Below are 18,367 nucleotides of genomic sequence, written 5' to 3' on the forward strand. Positions count from 1 at the left end.
AGTGGATTGTTCCATTGTCCGTTTTCGTATTTTTCGCGCTAGTAATGGATTAGGATTCGTCTTGATTACTGCAAGCTAGTGAGGGACAAATGAACTGAAATCGTCCCGACTGGACTGATCCGCATGATAAAATACTACATCCCCGTCCTGTAAATGAAAGATATGCCCGTACGGGTCTTTTATCTCTCGGCGGTAACCCTCCAGTTGCCACTGGTTCAATAGCGGACCATTTATATACTGTAAATGCGGATGCTCGGTGTCCCCCTGACGCAGTGACTCCACATTAAAGTTGACGACGATAAAGCCCGTTTTCTTGAATATATCTGTATGCTCGTTTAGCTCCTGACGGCGACTGACCTCGCGCAAATCCGTGCCTTTGGTGACTGCGTATACATCAGCAGGCAGGCTATATTCACCATACCAGCGCTGAATCGACGCATTAGCGCGATCCACGTTGACCCCATCTGGCAGGTCTGTCTTCGGACCAATCAAGGTACGCACAGCCGCAGGCAGTACCAGCCAGTCGTAACGTCCAATCCAGGTCTTGCTGCGTGCAATACGGTGGGCATACAGGGAAACATAACGTTCCAGTGTCAACTGGCTTTGCTGTGCTTCACTCAGCTCATGCTTGTATTGGTAGGCTGACGTGTCCTGCATTTCCTCCATCGGCACATTGCGTAGCCGTTCATTCAAAATAACATATCGCTTTTCCCGGTCCTCCGCCGATCCCAAACGGATAAATTTTCGACTGCCGGAATGTGTATACAGATCCACCTCTTCCCGCTGTCGCCCATCTTTGCTCACCCAATAGAACGATGGCGTGATGCGAATACCGTCCTTGGCGCTAAACATATTGCCTTTGGTTTTGAGGTCAAACTTGAAATGATAGCCTGTCTTGACCGCCACATTTGCATAACCTTCATATGGGTGACTGCCGGGACGAACAGGCAAGGTGAATGGCTCCGGGTTCCCTCTAGGCAACCCGTCAATATTGCCAAGCCCCGTCCAATAGGACAGGCCACTATGCGTCGAGCTTCCTTTTCGCTGCCGAAACACCCGCTCCCAATGGTAATCGGCAATATCCGTGATATGAAAATCGTACATCCGTCCGATGACCTCAATATTCACCACATCATTGGCAACATGATGGGCGATATCCGTGTTGGCATGGCGTTGTTCGGTGAACCCGTCCGGTGCATTTTCGGCAATGGTACGGAACACAACTGTATAGTTGCCTTCATCCACCCATACGGGCAAATAAAAGTCTGTGTCGAGCTGCTGCACCGGAATGTCGATCCAGGTACCCCGCGGATAAAATTGTGTCTTCCCTTTGTCGTAGACATCGAACGGAAATCGCACCTGCTTGGTTCGTACATATTTGGCATACTCCCGATCACCATAGCCAGGAATATTTAAATGTGGGCCTGCTGTCGAGATCGTCACCCGGAAAGGGCGCTCCAAAATAAGCGCGGATCGTCCTTTCGTAGGTTGGGTTTTCTGGTTATGAGCAGCATCGTCCGACACTTTAGACAGATTCACTACGGGAGTGTGAACAGTCACCGTATTAATTCCCTGTATCGGAAACGTTTTATCCGCTCCTCCATTGATATTTCCTTTGAGAATAGCGTAAGTGATGTCACCGCTGCTGGGCGTATTGGACTTATTTATCTTATACTTATCAATCACATGATCCGGACTGTACAGCACATCCGGCCCAATTGCTCCGGAAGAGGGTATAACGCCTGGCCTAGGGCCATTCACCTTAACGCGCTCCGGATTCATAATGATCTTGTTTTCAAAGGTTAGAGTGTCGTTTTCCACTTCGATTTCCTTAACAGCCCCCTCTGCCTTGGATTTCAGTGCACTACGGTCATCAGGTACACTCGGCTTGCTGCTGCCACCGTTTTTGCTACGGCTACCGCCATCCACTGTCCCGGGTGCAGGGGGCGGATAAAAATTGCCCTGAGTCGCTGCAATATAGGAAGGGGGTGTATAAGATTGCGGACGCAAAGTGATTGTTTCATTAGGTAACGCATAATTTCGGAGCGTAGCCTCCTTAATGCCGTACACCTCCAATTATCTATCGTCCAATATGAGTATGGACGGACGATTTGGTAAGTATAGGTTCGCTTCACGGTCTCACTCCGCCGAGATTTTTTCTTAGGCCGCCAGGTCAATCGATATTCCCGTTTTACGTTCACTGTATATGTACACTGGCCTGTCATGTTCACAAACTTATGTTGAAAAAGGTATCTCTTCGCTTGCACATGACCGTATAGGCTTTCAGATGTAGGAATACCTTTGGATACGTCAAATCGTTCCCGACCACGCTGGTCCGCTTTGATAACGGCAGATACTGTCGGGTCCAGTTCGGCAGTTTCCAAGCGCAGACTTGGAACGGGGCGGGAGCAGACAACACCTTTTGTTGGCTGTTCATTATCTTGGCAATCTGAGGGTGCTCCCTCTTGGCTTTCTCCAGGCTTAGGACAGCCCTGAGTTTCTTTGTAATACAAATAAGCGGTAAACTGCTCAAAAGAACCGTCATAGGTAAATCCGGGTACAATTCCCGGCAAAATATCTCCGCTTGGCGGTTTACCGGTCGTGCTTTTCTTATAACCCACATACTCATATTTCGGGTTGGTTGGCGGGGTAAAATCATACAGTTGATCAGCTTTTAATTCATCTTCTATTGGTGTAAATACGTTGTTAAGCGATTTCCCATCAGTGGTAAAATGCTTGACGATTAGGCTGCTCTCCAGTTCGATCTTGAACAGGATGGGCTGGTAGATGCGCCAGGCTTCTACTTCTTTGGCACACGTGGGGCAGCTCTGTTCCTTGATATTCTCAGCTCGAACCATCGCATTCAGTCTTATATTTACAGTAATCGGAATGATGGTGGTATCCGTTCCAATCCCCTGTTTCTCAAAGGGAAGGATATCCTTCTCGTTATCTGTGCCTTTACTCAGGGCACGTGCATAATCCATATAATTATCAGCTCGGGATTTAAGAAAGTATTCGCCATGACTCACATAGTCTTCCGCTGTATACAAGCGAGCTGTTACCTTCTTAATCTTACGGCCTGGAAAATTAAATTTGTAGGTGAACTTGGCTTCACCCTGCATGTCCTTGTCTGGCTGTTTACCACCATCAGTGACCCAAGTCCCAGCGGTATTCTTCCACATGTCGAAGTACATCATGCCGACAAAGTAACGGTCATTCTTGTCTGCAAAGTAGGACAACGGTGTAATTTCCGTATCTGCTACTGCCTTATTTGTGAGAAAAGAAAAAGGTGGGAGCTGCAACAGTAGCAGTACCCCCACCAGCAATACGGCCAGAATTTGTTTCGCTTTGTTCATAGATTTAGTTACCCTTCCACGGGTTAACCATCATCGGGATGTATTCCGTTGATGCAAGGTCAAATGCAATGAATTCAATGTCTTGCAGTTTAAAGGATTTATAGTTTTTTATACCCTGAAAGAGTTCATCACCAGATGAATAAATTGGGTAGTATATCATCTTTGTACCGTCTCCGTTATCTTGGGTAATCTCTCTCAATGGAGAACGCAGGCGTGTATCCTTGTTCTTGGTCAGGAAGAAAATACTCCCTGCAGTGGAATTGGTCTTTACTCTAATTCTCAGATAAGGCACACCCTTTGGAGACGTGTACGGCTCGACAGAGTAAATATCATGCAGTAACTTGATAGGCAAGTCAGACTGTTTAAAGAGTACTACTTTATCATATGGCTTACCTGTAATATTGTTAATGAGGTTCGGTATAGTGTTAATCGCCTTCTTATACGGCTCGATACTCACCACCTGATGCCCCATATCCTCCAGCGCAGCAACTTCCTTCTTCCCAATCCAGACCCAGCGGCTGATCTTATCCCACTCCACCGTTTGCCCCAGCCCTTCACTTACCAACCGCAGCGGCACAAACGTACGGTTTTGCTTCAAAATAATCTTCGTTTCATACGTTTTGGTCTGCCCATCCACGGTAGCGGTGTTTTGACCCACTGTCATGTTAACAGCATGTGCATCATTTTTAATCGACACAGCCAATTGACCGCCTGTTTTCTCCCAGCCAACCTTAGCCCCCAATGCCTCGGATACAAAACGAATCGGAACCATCACATAATCGTTGCTATCCTGAAAAGGTTTAGCATCTGGAAACTGTATTTTTTTCGCATTTAACAAGACTTCAATGGGTTTGGTGCTGCTTGCTGCCTCCGTCGTTGGAATCGTACTTGTCGCGCCCCATAGCAACGTGACTGCGGTCAAACTCAACATCCATTTTTTCATACTCATCTCTCTATCCCCTTTGTCAGCTTAAACTTTAAACTATGTATATCATCTCTAATCTCATAAACTTATCGCATCCCCACTTTCGGAAAATACTGGATACAACTTATATATTATAGAGTTTCCCTATTACAAAATCTATAAGAAAAACTTCTAATACAAAGCATTCCTAACAAATAGACTCTATTGAGCAATCCCTCCCCCTAAATCATAGAACTGACTCTTTAAAAAAGTTTATATTTCGCAAAATATCAACAAAAAAGGGCTGCCTCTCCCCTATGAAGGAAGAAACAGCCCGTGTGCTTCACGCGCAACAAAACTATGAATATATCAGCTCATACCACCATATGGATTATTCCAGCATCATCCAATATTTCTTACATCATAAATCATACCGGACTAAAAATCAAACGTTACTTTTCTCTCACGAAACATTTCAAAGATCATTCATGTATACCTGAACTTCCAGCTTGATAGCGTTGCTCATACACGTCCTTGTTGACCATCCTCAGCCCAAACAATCTGCGGATACGCTGTCCCGGCTTGGCCTTGAAGGTTACTGTCGCTTGATCCTTCCCCTCCAGATATGCAGCCGGAATAGCAGCATTAACGTTGTAAAACTTATCGGCCTCATCAAAGCCTTCACTAAAATGCTCAAGCGGATGACCGTTAATCAAAATATCAAAACCGCAGTTAGGCATTTCCAGTGTAGCTGTGTAGGTAATGACCAACAGCATCGGAGCAGACGGATCTGTATTCAGATCAAAAGAAAACCAGCCATCAATTCCCGCATTCCGGTAAGGTCGGTTATTCACATATCCGGTGCGAGTCGAAGCATCTCCCTGGAAGTTATGATCCCGCTCCGGCTGCATTTCTCCGGGTTGGGCAAAATCAATCGTGCACTGCTCCAGAATCGCCAGCTTTTCGCGTGCCGCTGTGTATTCCTGTTCCGCCTCCTGCCACGCTTCCTTGGTAAAAATGTCCCAGTATACGGAATACGTACGGTCATGCATTTTATACAGAGGAGACAATTCCACATCCCGGGGATGCCCTGCATTCAAGGTACGAAACGTATTGGTCTTGTCTTCCACGGGCTGTATCCAGGCATCCAGCTTTTCCGTTTGGGGGATGAATACCGGTGTGTACAGGAAATCCTTGGCTTTATGATCTTCTAAGGGTCCAAGGTCTCCTGCCAGCACCAACGGTCCATACATGATAGCCGCCCGATCCGGGTTATCTGGCATCTGCTCCAGTCTCAGCGACATCGGAATCGTCACCTCTACAACGTCACCGTCAATCCACGTTCTGGCGATAGAGACAAAGCTGCCCGGTTCCGATACAACCGATTGCTCCTTGCCATTTACACGAATGGTAATTCCTTGTTCAGCCCAATATGGATAACGGATGAGTAGCATAAATGAGGCAGGTTGATCGCATTGAATCTCCAGCGTCGTATGATCTGTATCTGGATAGGAAGTATTTTGTTTTAGCGTAACGCCCGTGTCCTTCCATTCCAGCGTGGAGGCAATGAACTGATTGACATATAGCTTATCATGATCGTGAAAATAAATGCCGCTGCCGTAGCTCGCATGGTTTTCCATCCCTGTGCCGACACAGCACGTAAAATCGTCAAATTTGCTTTCAAAATGCTTGTGCCCGCCCATCGCCAGCGACAGAAAATACGTTACGCCCCCGTGAACCGGGTCCTGCGAAGCCAAAATATGATTGAATAGACCTCGCTCATAAAAGTCCGCTTCCTTGGCGGAAACATTCCATTGAAATAGATGATTTGTCAGCTTGAGCATGTTATAGGTATTGCACGTCTCCGTCGTATGAGGCCCGATGCGATCATTCAAGCCATCTGGCGCGCCAAAATATTCTCCAAAGCTATTCCCGCCAATGACATACGAATGATGATCCACCACCCGCTCCCAAAAAAACTCCACCGTTGCCCGGCGTTTCGTATCATTGGTCAGCTCATATTCCTTGGCAAGCCCGATCAGCTTCGGAATCTGTGTATTGGCGTGAATGCCCTGCAAACAGTCTTCCTGCGAGCTAAGCGGGTCCAGCACCAGCTTGTGCCAGAAGCATTCAGCCAGCCACAAGTAGCGCTCTTCCCCGGTATCCGCATACAAATCGGCCAATACCTCATTCATGCCTCCATATTCGCAAAACATCATCTGCTGGAGCTGCTCATCGCTCATCGGCTTCATAATTCCTTCGAGCCAGTCCGCCAGCTTGCGCTCTACATCTAATGCCTTATCACAGCCTGTCAAATGATGCGCATCCCGCAGGCCAGCGAATAACTTGTGCAGTGTATACAAGGGTGCCCAGGCACCGTTCAGGTCAAAGCCCTTCGAGCGAATATTTCCAGCAGACACCTCTTCAAAAAGTTCCTTCCCCCCTGGAATACCGGATACATATCCGTCACCATGCGCCGCCTGACAAACGGCTAGTTCATCCGTAATGTAATGAGCAATTTCTTTAAAACGCTCATCGCCCGTTGAAGCATACATCATGGAGCAAGCGGACAAGTAATGTCCCAGTGTATGACCGGAAATAGTCATCGCTTCCCAGCCTTCATACTGAGGCGCTTTGGGCGTAAGTCCGGCATATTCCCGAAAACGCGCCAGCAGGCGGTCTGGTTGAAGCTCCAACAGATAAGATCGGTTCAGCTCCATCGCCTGTTTGAAGGGACCTTCAGCCAATACCACCTCATTCAGTGCGAACGGCCTTGCTTTCATATGGGCTTTTGCTTTAAGAGTCACTTTCCGTTCCTCCTTTAAGGCGAATTTGGGATAAAAAAATGCATATCAAACACAATGAGCCGTTACGCGCCGCTGCCAGAGGTTTGCCCCCACTGCTGGTACAGCTGCGTTCTCGCCTCTGTAATGCCGGGATGAAACTGAATCAGCGCATGCTTGCGTGCAAAATGGACCTCACAGATCGCCTCCTGCACCCGCTGTTCCCCGCCTGCTCCGCCGAGTCCAGCGGCATGGAGCATGGAAGCGGCGGCTAATCGACCTTGGGCCATCGCGACCAGCCCGCTTTCGATGCCGGTAATATTGCCGGCAACGTACAGCCCTTTGAGCGAGGTTTCCATTCGCTCACCATGCAGTGGAACATGCCCGCCTAGCTCAGGGCTGTACACGAACTTGCATCCGGCTACCGCCGCCAGCTCGGCGAGCGGGTACAAGCCGCCGCTCAGCGCCACGAAGTCGGCGGGTTCGACGCGCTCGCTGCCGGGAATAGGCGAGCCGTCCGGTTTAACGTGGATCAGGGTCACAGATTCGACCCGGTCCTGCCCGTTGACGGACAGCACCGCCGTCCGCAACCGGATCGGGATATCCCACAGACGGAAGCCTTTGTGGGGATAGCAGCACGCGATGAGTTTCTCCATCCGCATCGCAGCTGCCAGCCTGCCGCCTGCACGCATCCAGGCGGCAGGGGCCAGCCCCGACAGCTGAAGCAGCAGCTTCGCGGAGGCTGTCGGATCTGCCGCCGCACCAGCCAGCGGATTAGCGCACGGCAGTGTAATCGCCGCCACCTTCACCCCGGCGACAGACAGCTCGCGGGCAATCGCCATCGACAATACGTTCATGCCCACTATGATGCCTCGCTCTCCTGGCTTAACGTAATGAACGTTGGTCATCACCTGCGCGGCCCCGATGGACATCACGCCCGGCAGCGTCCAGCCATCCAGCGGAACGGGAATTTCAGCAGCTCCAGTCGCCAGCAATACATAATCCGCAGTGAACAATCCACAGGAAGTGGAAATTTCCCACGTCGTTGTATATTCCATACCATGTACGGAAACGCCGCAGCGAATGTCCACCCCAAGTTCCCTGCAACGGGTAATCAGCTCATCCGAAACGTGTTTTCCAACCCACCAGCCTTGACTGCCTTCCTCATGATATTGCCCGGGCATGCGTCCACCCGGCTCTGTAAACTCATCCAGTACCGTGACTGGCAATCCTTGCTCAGCAGCCGATACCGCTGCGGACAATCCGGCGGGACCCGCCCCAATGACGATGAGATGCGCCATTTCATTCATGTCACAATTCTCCCTGTGATTTCATTCGAAAGTTGCCGTCCGGTTTCCACCACCATACCTTCCTCCAGCTTGGTCAGGCAGGAACGGACGGTACCAAACGGATGAACCGTCAGGCGGCATTCGTTACAATGCCCAATGGCGCAGTATACACCTCTGGCCGTACCGGATTCCTCATGCCTTCTCAGCAAACGGACACCGCTGGCCAGCAGCGCTGCTGCCAATGGCTCTCCGGCCAATCCCTGCATAGGACGACCGTCAAAAATGAAAGATACCTGCCGACGTTCCGGCTTTGGTCCCAAAATAGGGTGATTTACAATACGCATGCGGCTCATAAGGAACCTCCCTCTGCCAGCTGCCCGAACGTTACGGGACGTACGGGGGGCCTTTGTGATAACAGCTCCGCCTCCCGGCGGGCAGCAGGAACCTGATTGTAAAACCATGACTCCACCAATTGTCGGCATACCCTGCCCTGACATGCCCCCATCGTCACCCGCGTAGCCATTTTAAGCTGGCGCACGGTGTCCACGCCCATGCGGCAGGCCTGCTCCATCTGTGCGATACTCACTTCTTCACAGCGACATACGAGCAAATGACCTGATGCGCTCTCAACCGTCTCACTTCGTCCCGTCGCCCGCTTACTCATAGCTGATCGCGCAGGTTTTAATCGCTGAATAAAAATCCAGCGCCGCCTGGCCCTGTTCCCGGGTATGTGAACTGGATTGCTTCAGACCGCCGAACGGAGCCTGGTATTCGACACCAGCCGTCTCCTGATTAACCCGGACCATACCGGCGTTCGCCTCATCCAGAAACCGGTGAGCCAACCGCAAATCGCGGGTGAATAGAGAGGCACTTAATCCATAAATAGAATCATTGCACAGTCGAATCGCATCCTCGAAGTCGTCCGCCTGCATTACCCCCATCACAGGTCCAAAAATCTCCTCCTGAATCAATGGATGGGACGAATCAAGTCCAGTCGCCACCATCGGACGCACATAATATCCGTTATCCGTCCCGGCGGCGGCTCCACCTTCGGCTAAAATATCGGCTTCCCGGCGGGCGAGTGATACATAGGACATGACCTTCTCATACTGACTTGCCGATGCCACAGGTCCAAGATACGCACCGGGGTCAAGCGCCGGAGCGATCTGTATTTTTTCCACCGCTTGGCGTAAGGCTTCCGTGAACGTCTCATAGACAGACTGTTCCACAATTACCCGGCTGGTGGCCGTGCATTTTTGCCCGGCTGAACGGAAAGCTCCGCTAACAATCATCGCTACTGCTTGCGCCACATCCGCGTCCTTCAGCACCACAGCGGCATTTTTACCGCCCATCTCGGTCTGGTACTTGATATTACGGCGTGCGCACCGTCCCGCAATGCCCAAACCTGTAGCAGTAGAACCCGTGAAGCTGACCGCATCCAGTACCGGATGCTCCAGTAAGGCATCGCCAATACGGTTACCTTGCCCAATGACTAAGTTCAGCACGCCGGGCGGAAGCTGCACCGCCTCGAATAGCTCGGCGACCCGTACTGCAGTTAATGAAGCATGTTCGGCAGGCTTCCAGATGACCGTGTTTCCGCACAAGAGTGCAGGGGCGATTTTCCATAGCGGAATAGCTACCGGAAAATTCCACGGCGTAATGACTGCCGTTACACCCAGCGGAATGCGCTTCGTGTATTGGAGCACTCCCGGCTCATTCGAAGGAATGACTGTACCGATGGATCGTACGCCCTCTGCCGCGTAGTATCGGAGCAGATGGACACCTCGCATGACCTCTCCGCGCATCTCGGTAATCGGCTTGCCCATCTCACGGCTAGCCAGCTCAGCCAATTCAGGTAATGCTGCCTCTAGTAACCCGGCTGCTTTGAACAGATAAACTCCCCGTGCTGCGGGACTTAACGCGGCCCAACCCGCCTGAGCCAGCCGTGCCGCATCCCCGGCCTGTGTAATATCGCCCGTTTCTGAAAAATGGACGACTCCGACCTCCTCCTTCAAGGCCGAAGGATTGTGAACCACCATTTCCTCGCCTGAAGGGTTCTGCCACTCACCGCCGATCCAATTTCGGCTCTCCATCGTCTTCACCTCCATTCAGGATGAAACTTCGCTTGGACGAACCGCCACCTCAAATGCTTCCCGAATGCGGTCATAATCCGCCTGCGGCAGCGCAAGTCTGGGCGGACGTGTCGGACCGACCGGAAATCCAGCCAGCTCCATCATATATTTGATGGACTGTACCAATTGCGGGCTGGCATCATAGTGGAACAGCGGCAGCAGCCTGCGATACAACGCGGACGCTTCCGCCATATTTCCCGCCTGCGCAAGTCGGAACAGCTCTACCCCTTCCTTGGGCAGCGCATTAGGTACCCCCGAAATCCAGCCTGTCGCGCCGAATAATGCCCCCTCCATCGCCAGATTATCTACTCCGACCATGACCTCCAGCTCTGTCTGGTCCAAAATAGCGTGAATACGCCGTACATCACCGGAAAATTCCTTGACTGCTACGATATTTTCAACTCGCGACAAGTCCGCAAGAATATCTGGAGTCAAGTCAACCTTGTAATCATGAGGGTTGTTATACGCAATGATCGGCAAGCCCACCTCTGACAATGCTTCATAATGGGCCGTTACTTCGTGAGGCAGTGGATTGTAATTAATGGGCGGCAGTGCCATGACACCCGCTGCCCCGGCATCCTTCGCATGCTGAATCCAATGCACCGCCTGTTTGGTGGACGGAGCCGCCGAGCCGACAACAACCGGGACACGCCCTGCCGCAGCGTCAATTACGGTGTGCACAACCTGCGACCGTTCCTCCGGGGACAAAGCCGCATATTCTCCCAGCGATCCCGTAGGAACCAGTCCGCTAATGCCGCTTGCAATCAGATGCTCGCACAGCTCGGTCAGACGCTTATGGTCTACCTCCAGCTCTGCCGTGAACGGTGTAACCAAGGCCACATATACACCTTCAAAACGTGCCATATGCTCACCAACCCTTTCCCATCTTTATTTTCATATTCAGCATTCGGGAATGATGTAAAATGCTCACATCAGCAAAAAACCTTCTTTAAGCGGGTCCTCGGGGTCCAACACAAATTGATGATGTCCCGTCACCCAAGCCGAGCCTGTAATTTGTGGAATGACTGCCGGATAAGGACCTATCTGCGTCTCGCCCACGATTTCAGCCCGAAACATGGAACCTGTGATACTTTCATGTACAAACGGCTCATTTAAGCCCAGTTTTCCCTTGGCGTGCAGCACCGCTACCTTGGCCGAGGTTCCTGTGCCACAAGGAGAACGATCGATACCTCCCGGTGGGATGACGACGACATTGCGGCAATCGGCCTGTGGAGCCACAGGCTCCCCGTAGAATTCAATATGCGTCAATCCTTGAATAACCGGATTTTCAGGATGTACTACCTTAACAACAGCATTCACTGCCTCCCGAATCTGCACTGCTGTTCGTACAATTCTTGCCCCATTGCTCTGCTCCAGTGCAAGACCGATGGAAGCCGCCTCTACAATGCCGTAAAAGTTGCCTCCATACGCAATATCCAACGTGACTTGACCGATATCCTCTACCTGGACCTCAACCTCACGGCGGTACACAAAAGAAGGGATGTTTGTGAACGTTACTTGTCGCACCTTGCCCGCATCCACCTCCAGCCGCACTTGAACCGGGCCTGCCGGAGTGTCCAGTAATATCGATTTTTTATCCGCAGCAATCAGCCCGCCTTCCATCAGCGCCGTACATACTCCAATCGTATCGTGACCGCACATCGGTAAATAGCCGCCAGTCTCTATAAAGACCACACCCATATCTGCATCTGGATGACAAGGTTCTGTTAAAATGCAGCCCGACATCACCTCATGCCCTCGCGGCTCGAACATCAGCAGACGGCGAAAATCATCATGATGTGCTGCCATATAAGTCATTTTTTCCAGCATCGTACGACCTACCAGCTTAGGCGCACCGTGAATGACCGTCCGCGTCGGATTGCCTCCCGTATGGGTATCAATGGTAGTAATTCTGCCCGGTACACTCATCCGGTTACCTCCCCGTGAACCTCGTGGCTGGTAAAAGCCTCCCCAAATCGGTCATATCGCAGCGGCTCCACCGGAATACAAGTGGATTCACCGCGTACCATTTCGGTCACCAGCTTACCCGTAACCGCCGCAAGACTAATGCCATCCCCCTCATGGCCAGAAGCGATAAACAACCCCGGTACTTCGTCCACCGCTGATACAATTGGCAAATGATCAGGTGTCCATGGACGCAAGCCGGTATACGCCCGCATCAGCGGGGCATTGGCTAAAGCAGGAAAAAAACGAATGGCTCTGCGGGCGATTAAGCGAATCACTTGCTGATCGACACGTGTGTCCATACCGACAAACTGACGGCTGCTGCCGATCAGAATGTTTTGGGATGCGGTTGGCTCGAACACCAGCGCTACACCGTATTTTTCATAAAGCTCATCCACACTCCGCTGACCGCCAAACTTGCTCATCAGATAGCCGAACTCCATTACCTTGCGGTTCCCAATGGAAGGCATCCGAGCAGACACCAGTATATGTCCTTTGCGCGGCATGATCGGAAGGTCCAAGCCGAGTGAATGACCGATGCTGCGTGTCCACACACCTGCCGCCAATACCACTGCACCTGCATGGATAACGCCAGTAGGCGTCTCCACCCCGCGAACGTTCCCCCTTTCGTCCTGAAGGATGGACTGTATCGGCATACGCGGTAATAACTTGGCCCCCATCCGACGCGCGGCCTCGGCCAGTGCATACGTCATCAATACCGGATTCACAGTGGAATCTGTCGCACATTCCAGCCCGCCCGGCAAATCTTTCGCTAAATGCGGCCATTCCTCTCGCAAATCCTGATGATCCAGCATGCGAAACGGAAGTCCTTCCTGCTGCTGGCGGGCTACCCACTGCTCAGCCGCTTGCATCTCCTGATCGTTTTCACAGACCAGAATACTGCCAGGCGCACGATACTCAAACTCATCGTCCAGTTCCCTAGCCAGCTCTGCCACCAGCTCCTGCGATACCAACGACATTCGACTGTCAAACCCGGGCTCTTTATCGATTGCCAATATATTCCCATCACAACGGGACGAAGTGCCTCCAGCAATCTCCCCTCGCTCAGCCAGCACGACCTTCATACCGGACTTAGCCGCATAATAAGCGATGGCTGTACCGATGATTCCGCCGCCTACAATGACCAGATCCGCGGCATCATGTTTCATTCGCTTCCCTCCCTTCGACCGTTTTAATCTGTTTGTGAGGTATTCTTTACAGCTTGAGCGTAAAGCTTTGTTTCACAGGCTTGCTCAGCTCATCATAATCCCGCAACTGTACGGTGAACGTATACGTCTTGTTGCCTGCTCCGCTGCCTGCTGTTCCGCTAATCATTCCTGTAAAGCGGTCCAGTGTGAACCCTGCGGGCAGTTGACCGCCTGTCACCGTCCAATCGTAAAACGGAACGCCTCCCTTGGCCTCCAGCTTGGCCGTGTACGCTTTACCTTTGACGGGTGCTGGCAATTCCTTCGTCATGATTTCTGTCGCGAGGAAAGGAGTCAGGTCCTTACGTAGCGGCCAGCCTGCTTTTTCTGCTACCAGTAGCGAAAGCTTCGTGTTCATCCAACGGCGGGTCGGAAACAGATGGCGCCAGCCTCCATTTTGACCGCTCAATCGGTCGACTTCTGCAAGCTCTCCAGAGAGATGATAGCTGTCGTCCAATGCAGTCGGTCTGTGCTGATAAGCCATAATATCCGGGTCATTGCCCGCCGCTTCCTTCAACGCTTTGACACCCGGGAATGTGTCGCTGAACACAATGGCATGACCGAATTCATGCATGATCAGCCCATGCACATCCGTCACCTTGGACAGATCGGATTGATACCATTCTTCATCATCTACGGATGTGAATGGAATCGCATCATCATAGAAATCCAGAATCAAGCTATAGGAACGGTTCAGGTTCCCCGGGACGGTCACACCGTTACGTGTATGATAATTGCCGTTCGTGGCTGGAAAGCCCGTAGAATAAGGCCCGTTCAGCCCTCTCATAAACACCCACATGCCTTTGTAGGGTTTGTCATTTGTCACCTGTATTTCATTTTGCCAATCGTCTCCTGGCAGATGGTTTACCTCCGCGTTGGCAGGAACCTCATCGAAAGGAGCCAGATCAAAGAAATAGAACCAGTCCTTTACCGCCAGTTCTGCGGCTTTTTTGGTAGCCGCATCATTGAAATAAGGCTTGATCGTATCGAATCTATAGTCAAAATGGAGCGGGACTGTGGGCTCTTTATTATCGTCCTGATCCAACACGCGAATCGGAATGGACTGAGTAGTCGTGTGACCATCATTTCCGGCAACGGACATAGACAGCGTATAGTTCTCTATTTCACCGTTTCCTCCAATCCGGTCAGGATGGATGGCTAGCCGAAAATCTTTTTCCTCCTGCGCATTGGCAAAAGTCAGCGTTTTGCTTGCACCTTGCGCCGACAACGTACTTGGCAAATCCATCATCAGCCGGGACGTGCCCTGCGCATTTAACGTAACCGTTAACGGAAAAGCGGCATCCGCTGGCGGCTTCACTTTTAGCTTCACATACGGGTTCGCCAGATATCCTTGCCAATCAACCAGATCTATACCATAATCGTTCACCGTCCGACTAAAGATGTCGATGACTTTTACATCCGACTCCGCCTCGGCATAAGCCTGTTGACCCGGAATAGCTGGTGTCAAAGCCACAATGAGAGAAGTCGCCAGCGCAGTCAGCCATATTTTGGTGTGCCTTTTATACGTGTTCATTTGATCCCCTCCATCTCATTTTTGAATGACTTGCAAACTATGGACAGTTACCTATAACGCCACTGCGTTTTATAATAAAAGCAGTTCCTTAGGCGAAGAGGTCAGTACCTTGACACCGTCATCTGTGATCAGCACATCGTCCTCAATCCGAACCCCGCCGAAGCCTGGAATATAAATGCCTGGTTCCACGGTAATGACATGACCCGGTACGAGCACCGACTTACTTTCGCGGGACAGCCGTACCTGCTCATGAATTTCGAGACCAAAGCCGTGGCCCAGCCCGTGACCGAACTGCTCCCCATAGCCGTAAGAGGCAATCACATCCCGCCCCAGACTGTCTCCCTCCCGACCGCTTAAGCCGGGACGAAGTCCTGCAATCGTCTTCATATTTGCTTCCAGCACAATGGCATACAATTTCTCATGTCGTTCTGAGGGCTGGCCTACGAATACGGTACGCGTGATATCGGATAGATAACCACGCACATTTGCGCCAAAATCCATTGTGACGAACTCGTTCTGACCAATTTCCTTGTCACTGGCCAGCCCGTGCGGCAGCGCCGAACGCTCACCTGAAGCGACAATGAACGCAAAACCACCCGATTCCGCGCCTCCGAGCCGAAGCTGGTATTCCAGCTCTGCCGCAATCCGCCGCTCTGTAACTCCAGGCTGAATACAATTCAGCACCTCCGTGAAGGCGGCATCGGTAATACGCGCAGCTTCGCTAATGGTGCGAATCTCTTCTTCGTCTTTCACATCGCGCAGCCGTTCAATGACATCCTCCGTTTGTACGTACTCCAACGAGCCCAGCGCGGCTTGTAGCTGTCCCGACTGTTGAAGTGAAACATGCCTGCTCTCCAAACCCAGTCTGTGGACACCCAATTTACTTGTGAGATCGGCCACGGTTTGGAAGATTTGCGCCTCATGCCGAATCACTGAATATTCCACTGCCTGATCTGTTGCCTGCATCATATAGCGGAAATCCGTCACTAAAAAAGCCTCTTCCTGCGTAACAAGTGCAATTCCAGCGGAGCCTGTAAATCCGGTCATATATCTTCGATTAGGCCCATGTGTAATAAGCAGTGCATCTATCCCTAGAGCCGGGAATTCCGAGCGTAACCGGGCCAGTCTGCCTGGAACACCCTGTAACGGTTTTGTCTTTTGACTCTCTTCCTCTTTCACTCGTACGCCTCCTTATTCCACATCTCTTTTCAGGGCATATGCCTTAGAACATACTCTCCACTTGCTTTTGAACACATGTATGCTCTTCTCGCTGCCGCTTTCCCGTAAGTCCTGCACCCAATTCTCCGTCTCTTTTTCAAGCATACCAGCGCGTCTCAGCTTCCTTTTAGCCTTTTATCCCTGTCAATGTGATGCCTTCGATAAAATAGCGCTGTCCGATAAAAAATATCAGGACGATGGGAGCCAAAATTGTGCTGGAAGCCGCCATCAGGTAAGGCCAGTTGGTATTGTTCAATCCCCGAAAAGTCGCTAGCCCCAGCGCTAGCGTAAAATGCTTTTCGTCACTTAAGTAAATAATCGGGCCCAAAAAATCATTCCACACATCAATAAATGTAAATATTCCGATCACGATCAATGCAGGCGAAGATAAAGGAATAATGACGCGCCATAGTACAGTCAGAGGCGTACCTCCGTCCATATAAGCCGCTTCGTCCAAATCGCGTGGAATCGTCAGCATGAATTGTCGCATCAAAAAGATGTTAAACGCCCCTCCACCGAACCATGCAGGAACAATCAGCGGCAGAAATGTATTCAGACCGCCCAGCTCACGCCACATCACGAAAGTGGGAATTAGCGTCACCGCGTAAGGCAGCATCATCGACCCGATCAGCAGAGAAAAGATCAGATTACGTCCAGGCCAGCGTAGGCGGGCAAAAGTAAACGCCGATACAATCGAGGTCAACATCACTCCTGCCAGCACACACACCTCAATCATGAACGTATTCATAAAATACCTGCCGAACGGTACAGAAGTCAGCGCTTCCGGGTAATTGCTCCATTGAAAAGGAGAGGGTATCCACTCTGGCGGGAACACGAAAATTTGGGATGTCCCCATCAGAGAGCTACGAATGAGCCATACAAATGGCAACAGCATTAAAACACTACCTATAATTAAAACGACATACAGTACAACACGGCTGATTGGGAATGGTTTGGAACGGGTGGCGGTAGCAGGACTTCGGGAGCGTTCAGGCTGTGGAAGCGGATGTTGCGGTGTTTCTGAAGGATTGACAGAAGAAGTGACCTGATTCATGAACGTTCCCCTCCTTCATAGTGGACCCACTTTTTGGATGTGGAGAAAATCAGAACCGTTAGGACCATGATGACGAAAAATAAGATCCAGGCCAGCGCTGAGGCGTAGCCGATTTTAGTCTCCGTAAAGGCCGTACGCCACAAGTAGAACACATAGAACAGGGTTGAATTGTTAGGTCCCCCGTTGGTCATAACATACGCCTGATTGAATGCCTGAAAGGTGCTGATTAAAGACATGACCAGATTGAAGAAAATGGTTGGTGTCATCGAAGGAATGGTAATGTGAAAAAATTTGTGCCACCTATTGCCGCCGTCTACCTCAGCTGCTTCATACAGATGGGTGGGAACCGACTGAAGTCCCGCCAAAAAGATAATGACCGTGTTCCCGATTCCCCAGGTGCTCATCATGATCAGCGAGGGTATTGCAGTGTTCTCGTCATAAATCCATTTGCTCCCCGGCAGTCCAACACCCTCCAGCAGCGAATTTAACAGACCAAAATCCGGGTTGAACATCCATAGCCACAGCATCGTGTTGGCAATACTCGGTACAATGGTAGGTAAATAATAAATCGTACGGAACACCGACAAACCCTTCACCTTTTGATTTAATAACAGCGCAATGATAAAAGCTGCCGCCAAGCCTAGAGGTACGCTACCCAGTGCATAATATGTGGTCACGAACATGGATTGGGAAAAGGTAGCATCCTCGGTCAAAATGGTTCGGTAATTGTCCAATCCGATAAAGGTCATCTGTCCGCCAATCGTCCAATCGGTTAAGCTGAATACGAACGAGGCCGCAATCGGTCCAATTGTAAATATCATTAATCCGAGGATGGCAGGAAGCGCGAATAGCAGACCCCAGTTTCGCTCCATGCGCATCATTCCTGATTTTGGTCGCTTCATGGGCTGTTCTCCTTTCGCAGCTGTC

General features: G+C 50.9%; 13 protein-coding genes and 1 pseudogene. All 14 read right to left on the bottom strand.

Features of this window, described 5'->3' with window-relative positions; genetic code table 11:
• Nucleotides 1-75 precede the first annotated feature (75 nt).
• Nucleotides 76-3,356 (bottom strand): annotated as a pseudogene (locus MKX59_RS22710) (DUF5704 domain-containing protein).
• A 4-nt stretch (nucleotides 3,357-3,360) separates the two neighbouring features.
• Nucleotides 3,361-4,305, bottom strand: coding sequence for a stalk domain-containing protein (locus MKX59_RS22715; RefSeq protein WP_340858979.1), 945 nt, complete (start codon nucleotides 4,303-4,305; stop codon nucleotides 3,361-3,363).
• Nucleotides 4,306-4,742: 437 nt separating this feature from the next.
• A complete protein-coding gene (locus MKX59_RS22720; protein ID WP_340859012.1) occupies nucleotides 4,743-7,043 on the bottom strand; it encodes a glycoside hydrolase family 127 protein in 2,301 nt (766 codons plus the stop codon).
• 86 nt (nucleotides 7,044-7,129) lie between these two features.
• Complete coding sequence (locus MKX59_RS22725) at nucleotides 7,130-8,353, bottom strand: NAD(P)/FAD-dependent oxidoreductase (protein WP_080751603.1); 1,224 nt, start codon at nucleotides 8,351-8,353, stop codon at nucleotides 7,130-7,132.
• Nucleotides 8,350-8,685, bottom strand: a complete 336-nt coding sequence (locus MKX59_RS22730; protein ID WP_023987257.1) for a (2Fe-2S)-binding protein — start codon at nucleotides 8,683-8,685, stop codon at nucleotides 8,350-8,352. The genes MKX59_RS22725 and MKX59_RS22730 overlap by 4 nt, the downstream gene beginning before the upstream one ends.
• Nucleotides 8,682-8,996, bottom strand: coding sequence for a (2Fe-2S)-binding protein (locus tag MKX59_RS22735; RefSeq protein ID WP_068938458.1), 315 nt, complete (start codon nucleotides 8,994-8,996; stop codon nucleotides 8,682-8,684). Before MKX59_RS22735 ends, MKX59_RS22730 begins: the two co-directional genes overlap by 4 nt.
• Complete coding sequence (locus MKX59_RS22740; RefSeq protein WP_340858980.1) at nucleotides 8,989-10,425, bottom strand: aldehyde dehydrogenase family protein; 1,437 nt, start codon at nucleotides 10,423-10,425, stop codon at nucleotides 8,989-8,991. The genes MKX59_RS22735 and MKX59_RS22740 overlap by 8 nt, the downstream gene beginning before the upstream one ends.
• A gap of 15 nt (nucleotides 10,426-10,440) precedes the next feature.
• Nucleotides 10,441-11,328 carry a dihydrodipicolinate synthase family protein gene (locus tag MKX59_RS22745; protein ID WP_209941064.1) on the bottom strand — a complete coding sequence of 296 codons (888 nt, stop codon included), beginning with the start codon at nucleotides 11,326-11,328 and terminating at the stop codon, nucleotides 10,441-10,443.
• A 63-nt stretch (nucleotides 11,329-11,391) separates the two neighbouring features.
• Nucleotides 11,392-12,393: a proline racemase family protein gene (locus tag MKX59_RS22750; protein ID WP_209941063.1), complete on the bottom strand. Its 1,002-nt coding sequence runs from the start codon at nucleotides 12,391-12,393 to the stop codon at nucleotides 11,392-11,394.
• Nucleotides 12,390-13,598 carry an NAD(P)/FAD-dependent oxidoreductase gene (locus MKX59_RS22755; RefSeq protein WP_209941062.1) on the bottom strand — a complete coding sequence of 403 codons (1,209 nt, stop codon included), beginning with the start codon at nucleotides 13,596-13,598 and terminating at the stop codon, nucleotides 12,390-12,392. Before MKX59_RS22755 ends, MKX59_RS22750 begins: the two co-directional genes overlap by 4 nt.
• A 46-nt stretch (nucleotides 13,599-13,644) precedes the next feature.
• A complete protein-coding gene (locus MKX59_RS22760) occupies nucleotides 13,645-15,168 on the bottom strand; it encodes an Ig domain-containing protein (RefSeq protein ID WP_340858981.1) in 1,524 nt (507 codons plus the stop codon).
• Nucleotides 15,169-15,237: 69 nt separating this feature from the next.
• Nucleotides 15,238-16,347 (bottom strand): M24 family metallopeptidase, encoded by a 1,110-nt coding sequence (locus tag MKX59_RS22765; RefSeq protein ID WP_445669764.1) that lies wholly within the window; start codon nucleotides 16,345-16,347, stop codon nucleotides 15,238-15,240.
• Nucleotides 16,348-16,513: 166 nt separating this feature from the next.
• Nucleotides 16,514-17,440, bottom strand: coding sequence for a carbohydrate ABC transporter permease (locus tag MKX59_RS22770; protein ID WP_336077232.1), 927 nt, complete (start codon nucleotides 17,438-17,440; stop codon nucleotides 16,514-16,516).
• Entirely contained in the window at nucleotides 17,437-18,342 is a 906-nt protein-coding gene (locus MKX59_RS22775) for a carbohydrate ABC transporter permease (protein WP_025718934.1), read from the bottom strand. Before MKX59_RS22775 ends, MKX59_RS22770 begins: the two co-directional genes overlap by 4 nt.
• Nucleotides 18,343-18,367: the final 25 nt, after the last annotated feature.

This window comes from Paenibacillus sp. FSL R7-0340 (assembly GCF_038002205.1).
In the GTDB taxonomy this organism is placed as follows: Bacteria; Bacillota; Bacilli; order Paenibacillales; family Paenibacillaceae; genus Paenibacillus; species Paenibacillus polymyxa_B.